Raw genomic sequence first — 18,931 nt, 5'->3', positions numbered from 1 at the left:
GAGCCGGCTCAGTTTCGACTCAGGCACGCGGCGATCGCGATCCACAGCGCCGCGCTGGCCAGCAGTGCCCATCTCGCCTCGGCGGCCGAGCCGTCGGGGCGAGGCGAGCGCAACAGCAGCGCCAGCGAAACGAGCCCGCCGTGCAGGCTGATCACGGCCGTCAGTAGCACACCGAAATAAAGGACCAGGCCGCCCTCGCTGAACGCGGCGTGTTGCGCCGCGCGGGTATCGACCACACCATAGGCGATCAACCAGCCTGTCTGCGCCAGCAGGCCGAGCGCCTGCGCGATGCGGTGATAGCGTTTCACCGCGATGCGCTCCCGTCGGTGCCCGCCGCCTCGGCGAGATCGCGCACCGAGCCGCGCTCGACCAGCGGCCCGTCCAGCTTGACCGCATGCCGCCGCACCGGCACGCCGGCCGCACGGTTCTGCTCCTCCTGCATCAGCATGTCCACGGCCCAGCGGCCCAGCTCGTAGTTCGGCAGCACGATGGTCGAGAGCGGCGGATGCGTGTGGCGCGCGATTTCCTGGTCGTCGTAGCCGATCACCGACACGTCGCCCGGCACGCGCAGCCCCCGATGCTTGACGGCCTCGATCGCACCGAGCGCCATCAGGTCGTTCGCGCAGAAGATCGCCGTGGGCGGCTGCGGCTCGCGCAGCAGCGACAGCGTCTGCTCGAAACCCGCGCCGGAACTCCAGTCGCCTTCGCGCACCAGTTCCGGCGCGTACGGAAGGTCGGCCGTGGCCAGTGCCGTGCGATAGCCCTTCAGGCGATCGCGCGCCGCGTCCTGCCACGGCTCGCCGTTGATATAGCCGATCCGTCGATGGCCCGCGCGCAACAGATGATCGGTGGCCAGTTGGCCGCCCGCCACTTCCGACGGCACCACCGACGACAGCGCGCCATCGGCGCTCGTGCAATTGAGCAGCACGGCCGGCACGTTCAGCAGCGCGGGCGGCAGCGTGACCCGGCGCGTGTAGACGGTGGCGTAGATCACGCCGAGCAGGTTCGGCAACGCCAGCACCGCATCGAGCACCTGGCGTTCGATGTCGGCATTGCCATGCGTCGAGTACACGGCAAGCATCTTGCCTTCGACATACGCGCCGTCGCGTGCGCCGTCGATGCTGACCACCGGGTGCGGGCTGGTGGAAATCTCGTCGGCCAGATAGACGATCAGGTCGCGCTCGCCGCCGTGCGTCATGGCCGGCACGCGCGTCGCGAAGCGATAGCCGAGCGCGGCGGCCACTTTCAACACCTTGTCGCGCGTGGCGTCCGAGAACTTGGTGCCGACCGCGTTGTTGAGCACCAGCGAGACGGTGGATTGCGACACGCCGGCCTGCTTGGCGATGTCGGTCATGGTGGGGCGGCGTTGCGTGGCGCGCTTCATGAGAACCGGTGCGGCATGAACGAACGCGGCCAGCCGGACGGCTGCCGCTGCATCGATACGATCATCGATGAACCCCGTAACGAATTAATATTATTAGTCATAGATACCCCCGAGCATCGAGCGTAGCGCATGGCCGTGTCCGACGCGTCCATCACGGTAACGCAGCCGCACAAGCCATGGTCGCCGCCGCCGCTCGGCGTGGCGTCGAAACGACGAATCCGCCGCCGCGCCATGCTTGGTCGTCGATTTCAACGCGGCTGCCGGCGATAGTCGTGCCAGGTGCGACTACGGGATTATCCCGACTCGTAAAGTCGGCACATCAGGAAATATTATTACCAACAAATATCGCTAGAACATATCGCCTACTACGTTGATCCGCGGCACCGCCCGGACATGGAGACAAGGATGACAAGCCGTGGCAAGCGGCACGCTGCCGTCACGCCGCCGCAAGGCGGGGCGGCAGCACACATCGAACACAGCGCGCGGCGGCCGGAGAGGGGGCTTGACGGCCAGGCGCGCAGCAAGGGAACGCCGCCGGCGTTCCTGCCTTCCCGCATCCGTTTCATCGACTGACCCGATTCGATCGCCGCCGTGCATCGCGCCGCTCGCCCTGGTGTTCGCACCGGGCGGCGTGCCGCCTCGCGCCGGTCGTCCGCCTGAAGGAAATTCATCAGTAGTGCTTGCAAGTGTGTGAAGTGGCATCGCGTATCGAATATTTCGGAAAACTTATCAATACACAACGTTTGATCGGACGGAGGGTAGGGTTATGTTGAAGCGAAGCGAATTGGGCCTGGCGGTGGCGGCGGTCATGACGCTGGCGTTGGCCGCCTGTAACGGCGATTCGGACGGCGGGGTGTCGCAGTCCCTCAAGCAGAACCCGCCGAGCGACAGCTCGACCAGCGGCGCGGCCACGTCCGGTAACGCGGCCGCCGCCGCGGCCTTGCCTTGCGACGCGCTGGCCTCGGCCGGCACGGCCTGTTCGGCCGCGCACAGCGTCACGCGGCTGCTGACCAAGAGCTATGCTGGCCCGCTGTTTCGCGTGCTGAATCTCACCAGCAATGCGCAAACCAACATCTTCCCGTACGCGGCCAATTCGGGCGTGGCGGCGAACCTGGTCGGCACGACCAACCTCGACACGCTCAAGCGGGCCTGCGGCAGCGACGCGAGCGGCTGCGTGGTGGACCTGATCTACGACCAGATCGACCTGGTCGCGCCGCTCCAGTCGTCCGGCAAGTACGGCAACGTGCCGGCCACGCTGAACGTGCTCAACAATCAGGCGCAAACCTTGACGATCAACGCCACCGGCCAGAGCGTGCCGGTCACCGCCGGCTTCGCGCAACTGCCGCTGCCCAACGGCACCAAGCTGACGGTGCAGGTGCATCGCCCGTCGGTCAATTTCCCGAGCCTGCTGAACAACCCGACGCCGACCAATCAGGCGATCACGGTGGGCAACGACCTGCCGTTCGCGGGCGACAAATCGCCGTCGACCATCCGGCTCGTGTCGCTGCCGGGCGGCCGGACCACGGTGGCGCTCGACATCCAGGCGCGGCAGTCGTATCGCAACCGGATCGGCACGGTCAACCAGTCGATCGGCGACACGGAAATCGCCGAATACATGGTCAACGGCGCGACGCTGCCGTTCGGCTCGACCTCGGCCTGCTGCGGCACCTACGGCAACATGGAAGACAACTCGAGCGGCCAGTTCCAGGGCAGCGGCACGGTGGCGCCGTCGGGCGGCACGATCCCGGGCGATTCGGTGCTGGTGGATGCGAACGGCAGCAAGGGGCAAATCGAGGGCATGATGTTCGGGCTGTCGTATTCGAGCGGCAATGCGGCCGTGTTCGGCTACGGCCCCGGCTACAAGAACGGCGGGCCGACCTATTCGGCGAACAACACCGGCGTGAACTGGCCGGGCGTGGATGCCGAGGCGGGCGTCTATCTGTATGGGCCGAAGCAGCCGCTGACGGCCGACTTCGTCACGGTGCTGGCGAAATACTCGCCGCAGGGCCAGGCCAACCGCTTCTCGGTGAAGGGCGGCGACGCGGCGGCCAGCGCGCTGACCTCGGTGTACGACGGCGTGCCGCCCGAAGCGGTGGATTTCTTCAACGACACCGGCCACCACCTGATCGGCCGTTGGGAAGGCGGGCTGTCGCTGGGCGAGGGCGGCGACGCCTCCGATGCGCCGATCACGTTCTATGAAGGCGCGATCGTCACGAAGATGAGTTCGGACAAGGCGGACGACGCGGTGCAGACCAGCATCCAGGGCTTCTACGGCCCGTCGGTCGACACCACGGCCGCCGCCTGCCAGACCAACAACCTCGTCACGCAACCGCTGTCGCTGGCCAGCACCTCGGCGTGGTTCACCGGCAGCGGCGGCTCGGTGATCGGCCTGACCACCGATATTTCCGGCAGCACCAATCACGCGGCGGTGATCGGCAACGCGAGCGGCAGCCCGTTCGCGCAGATCAACCAGTGGGTCAAGGTGCAGGGCGGCCAGCGCTACACGTTCAGCGACTACCTGCCGGCCACCTCGGGCGAGACGATCTTCCCGGCGTTCTCGGTGCAGACCGACGACAGCAGCGGCACGGAGTTCGCCACCGTCGTGAACACCAATAACGGCACCGTGGTGCCCGGCTCGTGGGGCTCGCCGAACACCCAGCTGGCGGCCACCAAGGTCGGCAACTGGTGGAAGGTCAGCATGACGTTCACCGCGCCGGCCGGTTCGTCGAACGCGCATCTGTTCCTCGATCCGCGCACGTCCAACGCATCGGGCGCACGCGGCAACCAGAACGTCAACGACGATCTGTCGGCCACGCACTACTGCCCGAGCCTGTCGATCGCGAGCAACTGATCGCGCGGCGTACCGCTCAGGCAGTCGATCAGGCAGCCGATCGGGCCGCCACCGTCGAAGGTGGCGGCCCGATCGTTTCGGGGTCCGTATTGCGTGCGCTCAGGCGTGCGCCAGCGCCTGATCGAGATCGGCGAGCAGGTCGTCGATGTGCTCGATGCCGATCGACAGGCGCACGGTTTCCTCGCTGACGCCGGCCTTGCGCAGCTCGTCGGGCGAGAGCTGGCGGTGGGTGGTGGAGGCGGGGTGGGTGGCGAGCGATTTGGCGTCGCCGATATTGACGAGCCGCGTGAACAGTTGCAACGCATCCTGGAACGCCGCGCCGGCCGCGCGGCCGCCCTTGACGCCGAACGTCAGGATGCCCGGCCCGCGCCCGCCCAGGTAGCGCTGCGCCAGTGCGTGATCGGGATGCTCGGGCAGCCCCGCGTAGTTGACCCACTCGACGCGCGCGTGCCGCTTCAGAAAGTGTGCAACCCGCAGCGCGTTGTCGGTGATCCGTTCGAGGCGCAACGCCAGCGTCTCGATGCCTTGCAGGATCAGGAACGCGTTGAACGGCGAGATTGCCGCGCCGGTGTTGCGCAGCGGCACCACGCGCGCACGGCCGATATAGGCGGCCGGCCCGAACGCCTCGGTATAGACCACGCCGTGATAGCTGACGTCCGGCTCGTTCAGGCGCGGGTAGCGCGCCTTGTGCTCGGCCCACGGAAAGCGGCCCGAATCGACGATCGCGCCGCCGATGCTGGTGCCGTGGCCGCCCAGGTATTTCGTCAGCGAATGCACGACGATGTCGGCGCCGTGCTCGATCGGCCGCAGCAGGAACGGCGAGGGCACCGTGTTGTCGACGATCAGCGGAAGGCCGTGGCGGTGCGCGATATCGGCCAGCTTGGCGATGTCGATGAGGTTGCCGAGCGGGTTGCCCACCGATTCGACGAAGATCGCCTTGGTGCGCGCATCGATCAGCGGTGCGAACGATTCGGGCTCGCGCGGATCGGCGAAGCGGGTCTGGATGCCCGACAGCGGCAGCGTGTGGGCAAACAGGTTGTAGGTGCCGCCGTACAGCGTGCTGGCCGACACGATGTTGTCGCCCGCCTCGGCGATGGTTTGAATCGAATAGGTGACGGCCGCCTGCCCCGAGGCCAGCGCCAGCGCTGCGATGCCGCCTTCGAGCGCGGCCACGCGCTGCTCCAGCACGTCCTGGGTCGGATTCATGATGCGCGTGTAGATATTGCCGGGCACCTTGAGGTCGAACAGGTCCGCGCCGTGCTGCGTGTCGTCGAACGCATAGGCCACCGTCTGGTAGATCGGCACCGCGACGGCGCGCGTCGTCGGGTCCGGCCGGTAGCCGCCATGCACGGCCAGCGTTTCGAGACGCCAGGCCGGTTGTTTCGGTTCAGTCATGTCGCCACTCCGCATCGTCGGCATCGGACCCGTAGCGGTCCAGGATCGGCTCGATTCTAGGATGCAACGGCGGCGGCCTTTAGCGGCATTTCATCTTTGCTTAGTCGAGCCGAACACAAGCCAGACGCAAGCAAAACGCGAGCGCGGCGGCCGTTTCCAACCCGGCCGCCGCGCTTCGGCGAATGCAGCGGATACCGCGTTACACGCGGTGCGCCGGATCTTCGTGCAGCTCCTCGACGCTGGCGTGGGAGGCCGTGTCCGAGCCGGCCGGCTCCTTGGTGTTGCCCATCTGCGCGAACGGCGCATAGAGCAGCAGGCCGAGCATCAGGCCCACGGCCAGGTTGTTGACGTTGGTCTGCGTGGTGGGCGAGCTGCCCGTCATGTGATCGGCGACGATCTGCGACAGCAGCGTGCTGGCCGTAAACAGCGTCGCGCGCGCCGGGAACGCGCCGGTGGCCGTGTCGGCCAGATCGGAGAGGCTCGGGATCTTCCCCGACAGCGTCAGTTGCGGCATGCCGCGTGCCGTAATCGCGTTCGACACCATGTCGTCCATCACCTCGCCGCCCAGGTTGTAGCCGGCGCGCTCGCTGCCGTGGCCGGTTTGCAGCGGTTCGCCCGCGGCGCCCGCGCCCGACGGCGTGGCCGTGTAGGACATGCCGCTGCCGGCCGCCATCTGATCGACGGCGTACGCGCCGCCCGATGCCATCGATTCGCCGAGCGACGGTTGCTTGGCCTCCTTCGGGGCGAGCTTGACGAACGACTGCACGCTGTCGCGCATCGCGCAGTACAGCACGAAGGCGCCGAGGCTGGCCGCCGCGCCGGCCATCGCGCCGGTGCCGAGGCCCGCGATCATCATGGTGCTGCCGACCGCGGCCAGCGCGTAGCGGGAAATCTTGCTGGTGTCGGTGGCACGGCCTTTCTGCGCGTCGCGCACCGCACCGGCCAACAGCAATGCGATCGGCACGAACGTGAGCGCGCTGCCGAGCGCGCTGCGCGCGCCGGTCGACCATTGCTGATGCTCCATGCCTTCGGCGAAGCGCTGGCCGGCCAACTGGCGGCCGAACGTCGGCACGTACACGGACGCGGTGCGCGCGACGATCGAGTTGGCCAGCGACACCAGCCCCTTTGCGTAGGTGTTGTCGAAGTTGTTGTTGGCGATATCGGACAGGCTGACGCCGCCGACCTGCGAATGCGTGACCGTGTGAATCACGTCGTTCAGCAGTTGCGTGACGGCCGCCAGCATCTGGCGCTGCTGCGGATCGTGCACGTCGGCGGCCGGCATCTGCTCGACCAGCGATTGAACGGCGGCCAGCTCGGCCTCGCTCGGCGCGGGCACGTTCAGTTGCGCGACCTGCCGATGCACCTCCTCGATCTGCTCGTCCTGCTCGGCGATCGGCGGCAGGCGCAGCGGCACGCCGGTGAACGCGGCGCTCGCGATCTCGTCGTGCGACGCCAGCGGGCGCGGCGGTGCGGCCGAGGTGCTGGCCTCGGAAGCGGTCATCGCCAGTTGCAGCGGATGCGGCTGGAACGGCAGCGCGGAATCCGTGTCGGCGTCGTGGCTGGCGGATGTCGAGGCGGTCGAGCCGTGATGCAGCGGCGTCGAACCCTGGTGCTGCGGGCGCGCCGGATTGCGGCGCGGCCGCGCCGGCGGGGGCGGCGTCGGCCGGCTGATCGGGATATGCGCGGGCGGCGGGCGCAATGGCGCGGCCGTCGAACTGCTGCGGGGCGGAGGCGGCGGTTCGTGCGACGTCGATGCAGTGGAGGAGGTCGACGTGCTCGCCTCGCTGGACACCGTGCCCGGCGGTTTCGGCCGATTGGCCGAGCGCGGCGGAATCGGCGGCGGCGTGCCCGGCGTCTGGCCCGCGTTGCGCAGCGGCGAGCGCGGCGGTGGCGTCAACGGCGCACCGGTCGAGGTCGATGTCGAGGCGGACGTCGAGGCGGTACCTGGCAATTCGGGGGCCGACGAGCGCGCCGTGATGCGCGGCGAACCTTCGCCGCGCGGGGCTTCGGTCGAGGGCGTCAGGTCCGATAACGCATGATTCGACGCGGACCGGCGCGCCGCGCCGGAATCGGTCGCCGGGGTGGAATGCTCGGTGTGTGTGCTGGAATCGGCGCCGGGTTGCGGGCCGATCCGGTTCCCCGAATTGACGTTATTGAGCATGACGAAGTCCTTTGAGTGCGCAGCGTGGTCGAACGCTGGGCCTTTTGTCATGAAAATTTAATCTTCCGATCAAACGGAAAATAATTCCATGCGAACAGGCGTCGCGTGATGCGAAGCACTCAGGGTTTCGGCTTGCTCCGTTCAGGCCACCACGGTTGCGGTGTCTCGCGAATCCGGTAGTCGTCGAGGTTCTTGCCGACGATCCATTGCGGGCGCTGACCGCGCCCGGACCAGGTCTGCCCGGTTTCCGGGTTGTAGAACTTCGCCTGCACCGGCGTGCGCTTGGGCTTGATGAAGCCCGCCGCGCGCAGCAACTCCAGCTCGGAGATGTCGTACTCCTGGACATCCTTGGCGAGCTGTTCGAGCTTGGCCAGCTTTTCCCGTTGACGGGTTTCCTCCAGCAACTGGTTCAGTTGCCCGAGCCGTCGTTGCAACTGGCGGATGGTGGGATTGGTCATCGTGCAATGTCATGAGCAGATCATGGCGTGGCAGGCCGACCTCGCCCCACCATCGTTCGTCAGTCGGGCCGGGCCGCGGCCGGCGAGTCAGGTCATCGTGAACTCCGCCTGGGTGCCTGCCGCGACCGGGCGGACGTGTTCCCGGCGCACGGCGAGAAAAATTTCCTGAAGCAGTGCGAAGCATTCGGTGGTCACGTCCTCGCGGGCACGCCGGTTCAGCACTTCGTGATCGACGTTGTCCAGCACCAGCGCGTTGAGCCGCGGCAGGCTGCCGAGCTTGCGGCGGCTCGCGCCGAAGTGCAGGTAGAACTCGTCGAGCGCGTGATCCTTCGGGCTGAACAGCAGCCGCACGCGCACGCCCGCCGCGTCGAGCCGGCGGAAGTGGCGATGCACCTGATGGCTGGAGGTGGTGGCGAACAGCCGGTCGTTCGACAGCGTCGCCAGATGGTGCTGCGCGCGCGTCATGGCGTGACGCCACAGCGTGCGGGCCGCCGGACGCAGGCTGACCTCGCCGCGCAGCACCTTGGTCCATTTGTCGGCGCGCGTCATCGAGCGCAGGTTGGCGCGCGCCGAGCCGCGCGGGTTCTGCGCCGCCTGCAGGATGGTGCAGTTCTCCGGCAGCAGGAAGCTGGCCGGATTCACGAGGATCAGCCCACGGATGCCCAGGTTCTTGCGCGCCGCGACCAGCGCCGTGTACGCCCCGGCGCAGATGCCGAAGATCACGATCTGCCGGTAGCCCTGTGCGGCCAGCCAGTCCACCCAGGCCGACAGGTCCGCCGCCATCGATTCGTACGGAATCTGGCCGGGGCCGCGTGCCTGCGCCGCGCCCGCGCTGTCGCCGATGCCGTCCGCATCGACGCGCAGCGACGCGTAGCCATGAAACACCATCTCGCGCGCCAGCTCCACGCCGAAGCGGCCGTCGCCGACATGATGGGTGGCCCCGGTGTTGGCGATCAGCAGCGCGGGCGCGGCCATGTCGCCGTGTTGCATCGGCTCGCACAGGATGCCGGCGAGCCGGCCATCGCCGGTGCGCACCGGGCGTTCGACGCCGCCCGGCACCGGCATGCCTGGGTGCAGGCGCTCGACGGTGCGGCACGACGCGACGGTGGCGGTGCCGTCGTGCCGCGACAGCCAGTCCGCCGCCGCGTTGAGCATGACCACCGGCGATTCGGTCATCCAGGGCGGGCAGAGCGTTTGCGCGTAGTGGGTGAACTCGATCGATTCGACCGGCACGCCTTGCGCGCCGAGCCGTGCGGCGAGCTTGTCGCTGCCGTCGTTCTGCCCGCTGTGCGCGATCAGCACGCGGTCGGCCGAGGGTCGCGGCCCGCTGGCGAGATCGTATTCGGCGATCGCGTCCAGCCCACCGGCGCAGAACAGGTGGCCGAAGATTTCGCGCGTGCCGTCCGGGGGCGGCGCTTCGTCGTCGGCGAGGCCGGCCTTGCGGCGCCAGGTTTGATGGAGGAAATTCATTTCACGCAGGAACAGCCGGGCCGACACCACGGGCGCGAACAGCGCGAGCGAATCGACCTCGACCTGCCGCGCCGCCAGCGCAGCGATCATCGCCCCGAAGCGGAACCCCGCCAGCGAAACGTGCTTGACCGCCGTGGTGTCCTTCAGCCAGTTGACGGCGTCCACCACCTCGGCCACCCAGTCGGCCGGCCGGACCCAGGCGCCGTTGTCGGTCGAGTCGCCCGTGCCCAGATAGTCGAAGCGCAACACCGTGACCCCTCTCAAGGCCAGATAGTCGGCCAACTGACGCATGGCCTGATGCAACCACATCGCTTCGTGCCCCAACGGATTGCAAAGCACGACCCCGCAGTCGCCATCGGCTTCATGCAGCCATCCGGCGTGCCCACTGAAAATGATCGGTTCCATATACTCATCGCGGTCTAATATTGGTCAAATTGGCGAAAGTCTCTCGTCATTCGAGGATCCCTCATGGTGAGCCTGGCGGAGCCCCCTTCCGCTGTCGAATGCGTCTCCCCCGTCCCGACGATATCGTCGTGCGTTCGGCATTCCTGATCGCCTTACCCTTCACGTCATTCCTCGTGCAGCCAGCATGCAATGCCGGTGCCCGGGCGTTCGGTGCGCTGGCGCACTTTGATGGGGCAGGCAGACATGCGAGCCGTCAGGAGCACGAAATATCGGGGCGGCGGCGCCTGTGTTCGCGACCGCACGGTGTGCAGTGCAGCAAGCTTTTACGTTGGCATGTACCGCGCGCCCGCCCGTTGCGGCGCACTTGCAGCGGACCGGCGCCGCGCGATTGCGCGAATCCCTCGTGAAACTGGAGCCCATCGATGAGCACCCCCCTCGCATTCCAAGCTGCGCAACCTGTCCATGCGGCGGCCGCCAGCCTGCCGATCCAGCACGTGATCCTGGCGGGTGGCGCCGGCACGCGGCTGTGGCCGCTGTCGCGCGAGCAGTATCCGAAACAGTTGCTGAAGCTGCTTGGCGAGGACTCCTTGCTGATGGCCACCGCGCGCCGCCTCGACGGCCTGCAGGCAAGCTGGCCGACCGCCGGCGAACTGCTGCTGGTGTGCGGCGAATCCCATCGCTATATCAGTGCCGAGCAATTGCGCTCGTGCAGCAAGCCGGCGCGCATCGTGCTGGAGCCGTGCGCGCGCAACACCGCGCCGGCGCTGACCGCCGCCGCGCTGGTCAGCGTGGCCAATGGCGACGACGCGATCCTGGTGGTGACGCCGGCCGACCATGCGGTGCCGGACGCCGCCGCGTTCCAGGCCGCCGTGTTGCGTGCCGCGCATTACGCGGCGAATGGTGCGATCGCAACCATCGGCGTGGTGCCGCGCCGCGTGGAGCCGGGCTACGGCTATATCCGTACGGGCGTGCCGATCGGGCAGGACGGCGGCTTCGTGATCGACCGTTTCGTCGAGAAGCCGCGCCGCGAGCTGGCCGAGCAATACGTGCATTCCGGCGAATATCTGTGGAATGCCGGCGTGTTCGTGCTGCGGGCTTCGGTGTGGCTCGATGCGATCGGCACGGTGCGCCCCGATATTCTCGCGGCCTGCCGCGAGGCGCATCGCGGCAGCACGTCCGACGACGTGTTCGTGCGCCTGAACAAACAGGCATTCGATGCTTGTCCTGACGATTCGATCGACTACGCCGTGATGGAGCGGCTGGCCGAATGCGGCAACATCGCCGGCGTGGTGGTGCCGATGGATGCGCCGTGGTCCGACGTCGGATCGTGGGATGCGATCTGGGAGATCCTGCCGCGCGATGCGTCCGGCAATGTCGGGCAGGGGCGCGTGATGTTCGAGGACACCGAAAACACCTTCGCGCATTCGCAGGGCCGGCTGATCGCCTGTGTCGGGCTGCGCGACGTGGTGGTGGTCGAAACCGCCGACGCGATCCTGGTGGCCGACCGGCAGAACGCCCAGCAGATCAAGGCCGTGGTGTCGCGAATCCGTGCCGAGCGCGGCCCCGAGGCCGACAACCACCGCAAGGTGCATCGCCCGTGGGGCTATTACGATTCGATCGATTCGGGCGAGCGCTTCCAGGTCAAGCGCATCGTCGTGACGCCGGGCGAGAAGCTGTCGCTGCAAATGCATCATCATCGCGCCGAGCACTGGATCGTCGTGCGCGGCACGGCCGAGGTGACGCGCGGCGAGGACACCTTCCTGATTTCGGAGAACGAATCGACCTATATCCCGCTCGGCACCGTGCATCGCCTGGCGAACCCCGGCAAGACGCCGCTCGAAATCATCGAGGTGCAGTCGGGCACCTATCTCGGCGAGGACGACATCGTCCGCTTCGAGGACAACTACGGCCGGCTGGCCTGATTGGCCAGACGAAGCCTGCCAGCGCGGGGCGGGGCGTCCCGTCTTGCGCGGACCGGCTTGCCTCGCCTACAGGCCGTAGGTATTCAGCAGACGGTACAGCGTGGCGCGCGACACGCCCAGCTCGGCCGCCACCTCGAAATGGCGGCGGCGGTGCTTCAGCAGCGCGGCTTCGATGGTGAACTTCTCGGCGCGCTCGCGGGCTTCGGCGAGCGTCGTCGGGGCTTGCGCCGTGAACTGATCGAGGCCGAGATCGGCCGCCGAAATCAAGCGCCCGTCGGCCATCACGATCGCGCGGCGAATCCGGTTGATCAACTCGCGCACGTTGCCCGGCCAGCCATAGCTGTACATCGCTGAGATCGCACAGGCCGTGAACCCGCGAATCTTGCGTGCACCGTCGCTGGCGAACTTCTGCAGCATGTACTGCGCGAGCAGTTCGATATCCTTGCCGCGCGCGCGCAGCGGCGGCTCGTCGATGCGCAGCACGCACAGGCGATGGAACAGGTCCTCGCGGAACTGGCCGACGCGAATCGCCGCCTCGAGATCGACGTGGGTGGCCGAGATGATTCGCACGTCGATCGGAATCGATTCGTGCCCGCCGAGCCGCTCGATCCGGCCTTCCTGCAGGAAGCGCAGCAGGCTGGCCTGGCTTTCGAGCGGCATGTCGCCGATTTCGTCGAGAAACAGCGTGCCGCCGTGCGCCGCCTCGACGCGCCCGATCTTCTGCTTGTTCGCGCCGGTGAAGGCGCCGCGTTCGTAGCCGAACAGTTCGGACTGCAGCAGATGGTGCGGAATCGCGCCGCAATTGATCGCGACGAACGGCGCCTTGCGTCGTGAGGATTGCTTGTGGATGGCGATCGCCGTCAGTTCCTTGCCGGTGCCCGATTCGCCGGAAACGAACACGGTCGCATCGGTGTTCGCAACCTTGCGAACGGTGCGGAACAGGCGCTGCATCGCTTCGCAGGTGCCGACCATCGCGCCGCCGCCGGTCTCCACTTCGACCGCCGGCTCGCTGTCGCACAACGTCATCATGCCGTAGGCATGCGTCACCAGGTAATCGACCATGGTGCGCGTCAGCGGGCGCTTCACATAGTCGAAGCAGTACTGATGAATCAGCTTGCGAATCTCGGGATCAGCCAGCCGGGCCGAGTCCACCAGCGCGATCCAGCCGGTCTGCTTCTGGCGCAGGATCGGCTCCAGCGCGGCCAGTTCACGCGCCTTGAAGCTGTCGAGATCGACGATGCCGGCCTGCGCGACGCCCGGGTTCTCCAGGCGCTTCGCATCGGCCGAGGTGCTCGCGCAACGCACCTCCCAGTGCTGTTCCTTGAGGTAGGCCACCAGCGTGGGGTCGGGATGACGCGACAGATACAGGCACGGGCGGGCCGAAGGCGCAGGGGCCGGTTCGTGCACTTGCGTGCCGCTCGGCAAGGATGTCGCAGTACGAAAGATCGGGGAAATCACATGATGAAATTCGTGCATGTTGTCCTCGTAAAGTAACCGCGCCCCGGTTCACGGAAGGAAGCGCTGGCAGATGCTGTCGTGCTTCGCGGCGGGTAGGCTCCCGGCGCGGCCGACGCATCCGGCGTCGAATGCTGTCGAGCGGCCGTGAAGGCCGCCTCCGGCCCCGGCTGCCGGTTGTTACGCGGGTTCGTGGCGAGGCACGTTGCCGATTCCGCCTCGGTCAGTCGGGCTGCCCCGCATCCGCCCTGGCTGAGTCGTCGATCCTCGAGGCCGACGAGAGCTGCTCCCGGAACTGCTTTCGCCAATGCGAAAGCTGACTGGGATTGATGTTGTGCCGCGCTGCCACTGTCTGCAGCGACGTGCCGGGGTCGAAGCTCTCGACCACGATTTCCCGTTTTCGTTGTTTCGTCCAACGTCTGCGCCGCTTCGCGAGCTGATCCATTTTTCGGTCGAATATCAAGTTCAAGGGCACGGTCACAATGATTCCCAAAATTGATCGCTTCTGTTCGGTATCGCGCGCGGCAATTGAACGCGACATCGACCACGCGGCACGGGCCGACGCGCGCGCAATACCTGGCAATCGGCCAGGTATTGCGCCCGTCGGACCCCTCACGATTATTTTTCGGACAAATCAGATGCCATCGAACATCACCGCTTCATTCGAACCTCATGAAACGGTGGGCGTGATGGTAGCCCTGTCAGACACTGGCCTGGATCTAAGCGACTGGCATCGCGGTGCTGCGTCGATTGATGTGATTTAAGATAAGTCAGAAAACTGGCTTATCCATCAAGTGAAGCTGTCGACGCTATTGTTCACTAAATTCGCACGCAGCAGGGAGGACTGTAAGACTATTTAGCAGTTGCACCAAGCGGGAATATCCCGATTTTCATTTCAAGAAAACAAACCTATACTATTGCGCCTCGTTTTCGTGTGACGATTTCTTGCTGCTTGTATCGAAACATTTCCTCGGTTTCCTGCCTGGCTCCTTGTAATTGTTGATTTTTGCTCGGCAATTCAATTCGAGGATGCAGGATTCTGCCTCAATGTGACGTGAATTCGTGCAAGTCCCGGGCCGCGCGTTGGTTTTCTTCAACAGGGTCGATTCACGGCGCTGTCGGCGTTCGATTTTCCGACGAATACCGATATCGGCGGTTTCCGGAACAGCGCGTCGCCAATCTCATGAAATACAAATCTAACGCACCTATGATTCCGTGTTTGGCGCTTTCGATCCGAGACGATGAAACCGGGATTAATCAATTCGATGTAAAACGTTTGCGCGGTCATTTCAGGTAAAAACAGCCGATTATTACTTCTTCACAGGAACGAGATAAATTCGAGGCGAGATGGAAGGGCGGTAATTTTTATAAAGCAATTTGTTGTGCAGGCGGTACGCTTCTCGTGATTCGGTAATTCATGCCAATATTGTTTTTGGCGGCAAGCGCGTCGGTTTCGATACGGCAGGCCGTCCTTATTGCCGAATTCTTTCAGCCTGCGCCTTGCTCCACTGCGAAAGCCCGACCGCATCGCGATCGATTCGAGCCGATACCGGCGCGACCTTGCCGTGATACATCACGACGGCCGCGAGCGCGGCGGCGGCGAACAAGGTGGGATCGTGCAGCGTGAAGCCGCCGGGCTTGCCGAACAGGGTGTGCGCGAACGTGAACTGGAAGCAGGTCAGGGTGGCGACCAGCATGCCCGCCACCAGGCCGCACACCACTTCGGCGGTCGAGTGATAGCCGAGCAAGATGCGCGACGCGCCGATCGCCGTGGCCAGCAGCAGGCCGCCGGCATACGGGCCGACCACGGCGCCGCGGCGCGTGCGGTTGTCGCACAACGAGAACACGGTCGGATACACCGCACCGGCAAGCATCGCGTGGCCGCTCACCACCGTGAAATTCAGCGCCGGCACCTCGATGCCCCAGATCACATGCACCACCCGGCTGGCCGCCACCACCGACGCGCCGAGCGTCATGCCGCCGGCCCAGAACAGCGCGGCTCGCCAGGAGCGCATCATCGCCAGCCACAGCAGGATCAGCGCGGCCAGCGGAATCGTCAGATAAGGGTCGCCGAAATTCGTCACGTAACTGAGCAGGGGCATGGGGCAGATCCATTCGGGGTACGAACTGGCTTGAACAGGCAAGGGGAGTGTCGCGTCGATCTGACAGCGGCAGGAGACGAGGTCGAAGCGTGGCGCGGCGATCGCGGCAGGGCCCGCCGGCTGTGGCAAACTTGCGGCGCGGGCGAGCGTTGTCCCGCGTTCCCGGCCTTCTCCAGCCCTCGACCGCCATGCACCTCTTGATCGTCATCGTCATTACCGTTCTGGAAGTCGGCGCGATCCTCTTCGTCGTGGCGCTGTGCGTGGCGGCACGCCGCGCGGACGCGCGTACCGAGCGGATGCTGACGCGCGACGAAGTCGAGGCGCGCCAGCGCGTGGCGGAGGAGCCGCGGCGCCGGCCCTTGACCGTGACCGCCGGGCGTTGGCTGCGCCGGCTGTTCGGCGCCAGCCGGAGCTAGGCACCGGAGGGGCGGCTCGGCACGGCGCGCACCGGCAGCAGATAGCGCGGCAGCGGCCCGAGTTGCCAGAGGAACGGCCGGCTGGTGACCGTCACCGCCGTCTCCACGCCTTGCCAGTCGCGTTCCACATAGCGCCCGGGCGGCAGATCGATCGACGCCGTGCCCGGCGTGGCGCTCACCGTCCAGCCCACCGTCACCGCATCGTCTCCCGTCGCATACCGATAGACCTTCACGTCGCCATCGGCCAGCGCATTGCGCCAGGGCCGGCTGCCGAGCGTCGCCGCCAGCACCGAGGCGGCGACGAACGCGGGCTTCGGCGACATGTCGTGATGCAGCAATCCGAAGTTGTGCTCGATATTGTTCGGATCGGTGCCATCGTCCATGAAGTCGTACCAGAACAGCACGCGGACCGAATCGGCGCGTCGCGACATCAGATAGCTGCGCACCAGGTTGCCGGCCTGGCTCGCCTCGTCTTGCCCCGGCACCTTCGGATTGACGGGCCAGCCGTATTCGGTGATCCATACCTGCAGCGGCGTGCCGTTCTTTTTCGAATATCGCGCGCCCACGGATTTCAGATAAGGCCAGGTGGTCGGGATGCTGACCGTATCGATCGGGCCGCCCTTGGCCGCATAACCGCGCTCGGGCGTGTTCGGCGACATGTAGGGGTGCACGCTGAAGCCGTCCTGATAGTCGAGGGCGCCGGCCTTGACCAGCTCGATCGGGCAATCGGCGCCGGGGCCGCCGCCGATGCCGCCGCCGCCGCACGCGATCACCGTCGCGGCCGGGCTCAGGGCCTTGATCGCCGGGTAGACGGCCTTCAGCAGCGCGCCGTAGGTTGCGTAGGAGATCTGATCGAACGACGGCTCGTTCCATAGCTCCCAATGCTTGACCAGGCTGCCGTAGCGCTTGACGACCTGCTCGACGTAGCCGACGAAGCGCTGGCGCGCCTCGGGTGTTTGCGGGAACGACGCCTTGCCGAACAGCGCCGGATAGGCGCGGGGGTTGCCGTAATCGAGCACCACGAGCGGCGCGATGCCCAACTGCGCGGCTTGCTTGAGGTAGGCATCGTATGGCGGCGGGAAGCGGAACCGGCCCGGGGTTTTCTCGATCTCCTGCCAATAGAGTTCGTCGCGAATCCACGAAAATCCGGCTCGCTGCACCATCGGCAGCAGCACGGCCGGCGAGCCCTGCAGTTGCGCGAAGTGCGTCACCACGCCGAATCCGGGCAAGCCGGCCACGCGGCGTGTCGGCTGGAGCGTGAACGTGGTGGCGGCGCGGCCGAGCAAGGTGCCGGCGCGCGAATACAGTTCGGCCTGGGCCCGATAGAAGCCGGGGCGGGTCAGCGTGACCGGCACGCTCACCGCCCGGCCTTGCTGGTCGGGGTCGACATCCTGGAAGTAGGTGGCGGCCGGCGACGGATTGAGCCGGCCCGTGGCGTCGTACGAAAACACCAGCACCGTCAGCGTCGCGCCCAGGGCGTCGAGCGAGGCCGGCGTGAACTTCAGCGAAAATCGCTCGCCCGGCACCCCCTGCAAGGCGACCGCGTCGTTGGCATTGCGAAGCTGTGCCGAGGATTCGGCCGACCATCCGAGCAGCGGCGCGATAAACAGGGTGAAAAGCAGTGCGAGAAGCGGCATCGCACGCCAGGCTGCCCGCGGCGCCGGATGCATGAGCGCGAGCCTCATCGCAGCAAATGACGTGGCGGAACCGCGATCGGCGCCGGGGGTGGCCGCGAGATCAACCGCGAACGGGCCGGCGCGGCGGGGCGTTCGCGTTGCGCGTTCAGATACCGCGCAAAGCTCGGCCAATACGCGATCAAATAGGCAAGCGGCACGAACGAGGTCACGGTGGTCAGGCCGACGGTGGTGGTGATCAGCAGGCAGAGCAGGATCACGAAGCCGTCGCTGGCCGTGAACGCCAGCACGCCGAGCACCACCAGCGCGCCGAGCAGCCCCACATCGGCGAACAGGCCCGGGATTCCCGTGAACGTGACCGAGCTGATGGCGTACAGCTCGCGATTCGAGGCCAGGTAGGGCAGGTAGCCGTATTCGTCGTTGAGCTGTTGCGAGGTCACGCCCCGCACCAGGTCGGCGAAGCTCGCGTCCACCAGGAACGGATAGCCGGCAAACCGGTGCGCGAAGGTTTCCGAGCCGAAGAAGTCGTGGGCGCTCATGTACAGCGCGATCACCATCGTCACGCCGAAGAACGCGGCCAGCGAAAACAACGGCAGCATCGCGCGCAGTTGCCGCCGCATGCCGTACAGCGCGGCGAAGATCAGCAGCACGAACGAGGCCTTGGACAAGCTGATGAACAGGCCGACGCAGTACATCGCGATGATCCAGCGGTTGCGCCGCCCCTGAAACAGGTACAGCACGAACGCGGCCGACAGCAGCGAAGAGAAGAACCCGGCTTCGCGCGAGAAGCCGCTGACGCGCGCGAAATAGAGGATGGCGTAATAGTTCGCGTTGGTCTGGGTGGCCGAGTCGCCCCACAGCATCTTCGACACCTGATCGGGGCCCATCGATACCGACAGCGAATAGTCGGCGTAATACAGCACGAACTGCGCGAGCCCGAACAGGATATTGACCATCATCCACGGGTGCAGATAATCGATCCGCTTCGAAATGGTGTACATCAGGTAGCCGACACTGGCGAAGATCGAGACGATCTTCGCGGCCATCATCGGATTGGTCAGCAGGCACGCGGCCATGGCGATGCCGATCGGGATCAGCCAGCGGCGCGAGGTGGCCAGCAGGAACCGGCTGAAGCCCGGGTCGAGAAACGGCAGGAACGTGTAGAGATAGATCGTGACGCCGGACACCTGCGGATTGAAAATCACGCAGGTGAAGAACAGGTAAAACAGCATCGAAATCGACTTCGCGTACATCGAAACCTCCGGCGGGACGGCTGGA

General features: G+C 66.3%; 16 protein-coding genes. 5 read left to right on the top strand and 11 right to left on the bottom strand.

All coding sequences use genetic code 11. From position 1 onward, the window contains the following. Nucleotides 1-8 precede the first annotated feature (8 nt). Both AB4851_RS26310 and AB4851_RS26305 read right to left on the bottom strand, forming a co-directional pair. Nucleotides 9-308, bottom strand: coding sequence for a hypothetical protein (locus AB4851_RS26310; RefSeq protein ID WP_414449430.1), 300 nt, complete (start codon nt 306-308; stop codon nt 9-11). Next, nucleotides 305-1,354 carry a LacI family DNA-binding transcriptional regulator gene (locus AB4851_RS26305; RefSeq protein WP_414451954.1) on the bottom strand — a complete coding sequence of 350 codons (1,050 nt, stop codon included), beginning with the start codon at nt 1,352-1,354 and terminating at the stop codon, nt 305-307. Before AB4851_RS26305 ends, AB4851_RS26310 begins: the two co-directional genes overlap by 4 nt. A gap of 435 nt (nt 1,355-1,789) precedes the next feature. Here AB4851_RS26305 and AB4851_RS26300 point away from each other — a divergent pair, with 435 nt between their 5' ends. Together AB4851_RS26300 and AB4851_RS26295 are read left to right on the top strand one after the other, a co-directional pair. Further along, nucleotides 1,790-1,957, top strand: coding sequence for a hypothetical protein (locus tag AB4851_RS26300; protein WP_414449429.1), 168 nt, complete (start codon nt 1,790-1,792; stop codon nt 1,955-1,957). A gap of 193 nt (nt 1,958-2,150) precedes the next feature. After that, nucleotides 2,151-4,235, top strand: a complete 2,085-nt coding sequence (locus tag AB4851_RS26295) for an arabinofuranosidase catalytic domain-containing protein (RefSeq protein ID WP_414449428.1) — start codon at nt 2,151-2,153, stop codon at nt 4,233-4,235. 99 nt (nt 4,236-4,334) lie between these two features. Here AB4851_RS26295 and AB4851_RS26290 read toward each other — a convergent pair whose 3' ends face one another. After that, nucleotides 4,335-5,630 (bottom strand): O-acetylhomoserine aminocarboxypropyltransferase/cysteine synthase family protein, encoded by a 1,296-nt coding sequence (locus tag AB4851_RS26290; RefSeq protein ID WP_414449427.1) that lies wholly within the window; start codon nt 5,628-5,630, stop codon nt 4,335-4,337. A gap of 199 nt (nt 5,631-5,829) precedes the next feature. Next, on the bottom strand, nt 5,830-7,329 hold the full coding sequence (locus AB4851_RS26285) for a hypothetical protein (protein WP_414449426.1): 1,500 nt from the start codon (nt 7,327-7,329) through the stop codon (nt 5,830-5,832). Between the two features lie 73 nt (nt 7,330-7,402). On the opposite strand from AB4851_RS26285, the gene AB4851_RS26280 reads away from it, so the two are divergent. Beyond that, a complete protein-coding gene (locus AB4851_RS26280) occupies nt 7,403-7,669 on the top strand; it encodes a hypothetical protein (RefSeq protein ID WP_414449425.1) in 267 nt (88 codons plus the stop codon). A gap of 241 nt (nt 7,670-7,910) precedes the next feature. On the opposite strand, the gene AB4851_RS26275 is transcribed toward AB4851_RS26280, so the two are convergent. Continuing rightward, entirely contained in the window at nt 7,911-8,249 is a 339-nt protein-coding gene (locus tag AB4851_RS26275) for an H-NS family nucleoid-associated regulatory protein (RefSeq protein WP_414445152.1), read from the bottom strand. Nucleotides 8,250-8,336: 87 nt separating this feature from the next. Next, nucleotides 8,337-10,010 carry a serine aminopeptidase domain-containing protein gene (locus tag AB4851_RS26270; RefSeq protein WP_414449424.1) on the bottom strand — a complete coding sequence of 558 codons (1,674 nt, stop codon included), beginning with the start codon at nt 10,008-10,010 and terminating at the stop codon, nt 8,337-8,339. Nucleotides 10,011-10,546: 536 nt separating this feature from the next. Between AB4851_RS26270 and AB4851_RS26265 the strand changes: the two genes are divergently transcribed. Continuing rightward, nucleotides 10,547-12,046, top strand: coding sequence for a mannose-1-phosphate guanylyltransferase/mannose-6-phosphate isomerase (locus AB4851_RS26265; RefSeq protein ID WP_414449423.1), 1,500 nt, complete (start codon nt 10,547-10,549; stop codon nt 12,044-12,046). A gap of 66 nt (nt 12,047-12,112) precedes the next feature. Here AB4851_RS26265 and AB4851_RS26260 read toward each other — a convergent pair whose 3' ends face one another. The 3 genes from AB4851_RS26260 to AB4851_RS26250 form a co-directional block, all read right to left on the bottom strand. After that, nucleotides 12,113-13,522, bottom strand: a complete 1,410-nt coding sequence (locus AB4851_RS26260) for a sigma 54-interacting transcriptional regulator (RefSeq protein ID WP_414449422.1) — start codon at nt 13,520-13,522, stop codon at nt 12,113-12,115. 202 nt (nt 13,523-13,724) lie between these two features. Beyond that, nucleotides 13,725-14,042: a transposase gene (locus AB4851_RS26255; protein WP_414449421.1), complete on the bottom strand. Its 318-nt coding sequence runs from the start codon at nt 14,040-14,042 to the stop codon at nt 13,725-13,727. 931 nt (nt 14,043-14,973) lie between these two features. After that, the gene (locus AB4851_RS26250; protein WP_414449420.1) at nt 14,974-15,603 is read right to left on the bottom strand and encodes a phosphatase PAP2 family protein; all 630 of its coding nucleotides are present in this window, start codon (nt 15,601-15,603) and stop codon (nt 14,974-14,976) included. Nucleotides 15,604-15,791: 188 nt separating this feature from the next. Here AB4851_RS26250 and AB4851_RS26245 point away from each other — a divergent pair, with 188 nt between their 5' ends. After that, a complete protein-coding gene (locus AB4851_RS26245) occupies nt 15,792-16,019 on the top strand; it encodes a hypothetical protein (protein ID WP_414449419.1) in 228 nt (75 codons plus the stop codon). Here the strand turns inward: AB4851_RS26245 and AB4851_RS26240 are convergent. Continuing rightward, the gene (locus tag AB4851_RS26240) at nt 16,016-17,656 is read right to left on the bottom strand and encodes a beta-glucosidase (RefSeq protein ID WP_414449418.1); all 1,641 of its coding nucleotides are present in this window, start codon (nt 17,654-17,656) and stop codon (nt 16,016-16,018) included. The genes AB4851_RS26245 and AB4851_RS26240 overlap by 4 nt on opposite strands. A 44-nt stretch (nt 17,657-17,700) precedes the next feature. Then, a complete protein-coding gene (locus AB4851_RS26235; RefSeq protein WP_414449417.1) occupies nt 17,701-18,906 on the bottom strand; it encodes a hypothetical protein in 1,206 nt (401 codons plus the stop codon). Nucleotides 18,907-18,931 lie beyond the last annotated feature (25 nt).

The organism is Burkholderia sp. 22PA0099, assembly GCF_047497165.1.
In the GTDB taxonomy this organism is placed as follows: Bacteria; Pseudomonadota; Gammaproteobacteria; order Burkholderiales; family Burkholderiaceae; genus Burkholderia.
Note: the sequence above shows the minus strand (reverse complement) of the source record. Positions and strands in the feature narration are given on the sequence as shown.

Coding starts and splice junctions, on each gene's coding strand:
- AB4851_RS26305 (WP_414451954.1), bottom strand. CDS start 1,354: ATGACCGACATCGCCAAGCAGGCCGGCGTGTCGCAATCCACCGTCTCG.
- AB4851_RS26300 (WP_414449429.1), top strand. CDS start 1,790: ATGACAAGCCGTGGCAAGCGGCACGCTGCCGTCACGCCGCCGCAAGGC.
- AB4851_RS26295 (WP_414449428.1), top strand. CDS start 2,151: ATGTTGAAGCGAAGCGAATTGGGCCTGGCGGTGGCGGCGGTCATGACG.
- AB4851_RS26290 (WP_414449427.1), bottom strand. CDS start 5,630: ATGACTGAACCGAAACAACCGGCCTGGCGTCTCGAAACGCTGGCCGTG.
- AB4851_RS26275 (WP_414445152.1), bottom strand. CDS start 8,249: ATGACCAATCCCACCATCCGCCAGTTGCAACGACGGCTCGGGCAACTG.
- AB4851_RS26270 (WP_414449424.1), bottom strand. CDS start 10,010: ATGCGTCAGTTGGCCGACTATCTGGCCTTGAGAGGGGTCACGGTGTTG.
- AB4851_RS26265 (WP_414449423.1), top strand. CDS start 10,547: ATGAGCACCCCCCTCGCATTCCAAGCTGCGCAACCTGTCCATGCGGCG.
- AB4851_RS26260 (WP_414449422.1), bottom strand. CDS start 13,522: ATGCACGAATTTCATCATGTGATTTCCCCGATCTTTCGTACTGCGACA.
- AB4851_RS26255 (WP_414449421.1), bottom strand. CDS start 14,042: ATGTCGCGTTCAATTGCCGCGCGCGATACCGAACAGAAGCGATCAATT.
- AB4851_RS26250 (WP_414449420.1), bottom strand. CDS start 15,603: ATGCCCCTGCTCAGTTACGTGACGAATTTCGGCGACCCTTATCTGACG.
- AB4851_RS26245 (WP_414449419.1), top strand. CDS start 15,792: ATGCACCTCTTGATCGTCATCGTCATTACCGTTCTGGAAGTCGGCGCG.
- AB4851_RS26240 (WP_414449418.1), bottom strand. CDS start 17,656: ATGCCGCTTCTCGCACTGCTTTTCACCCTGTTTATCGCGCCGCTGCTC.
- AB4851_RS26235 (WP_414449417.1), bottom strand. CDS start 18,906: ATGTACGCGAAGTCGATTTCGATGCTGTTTTACCTGTTCTTCACCTGC.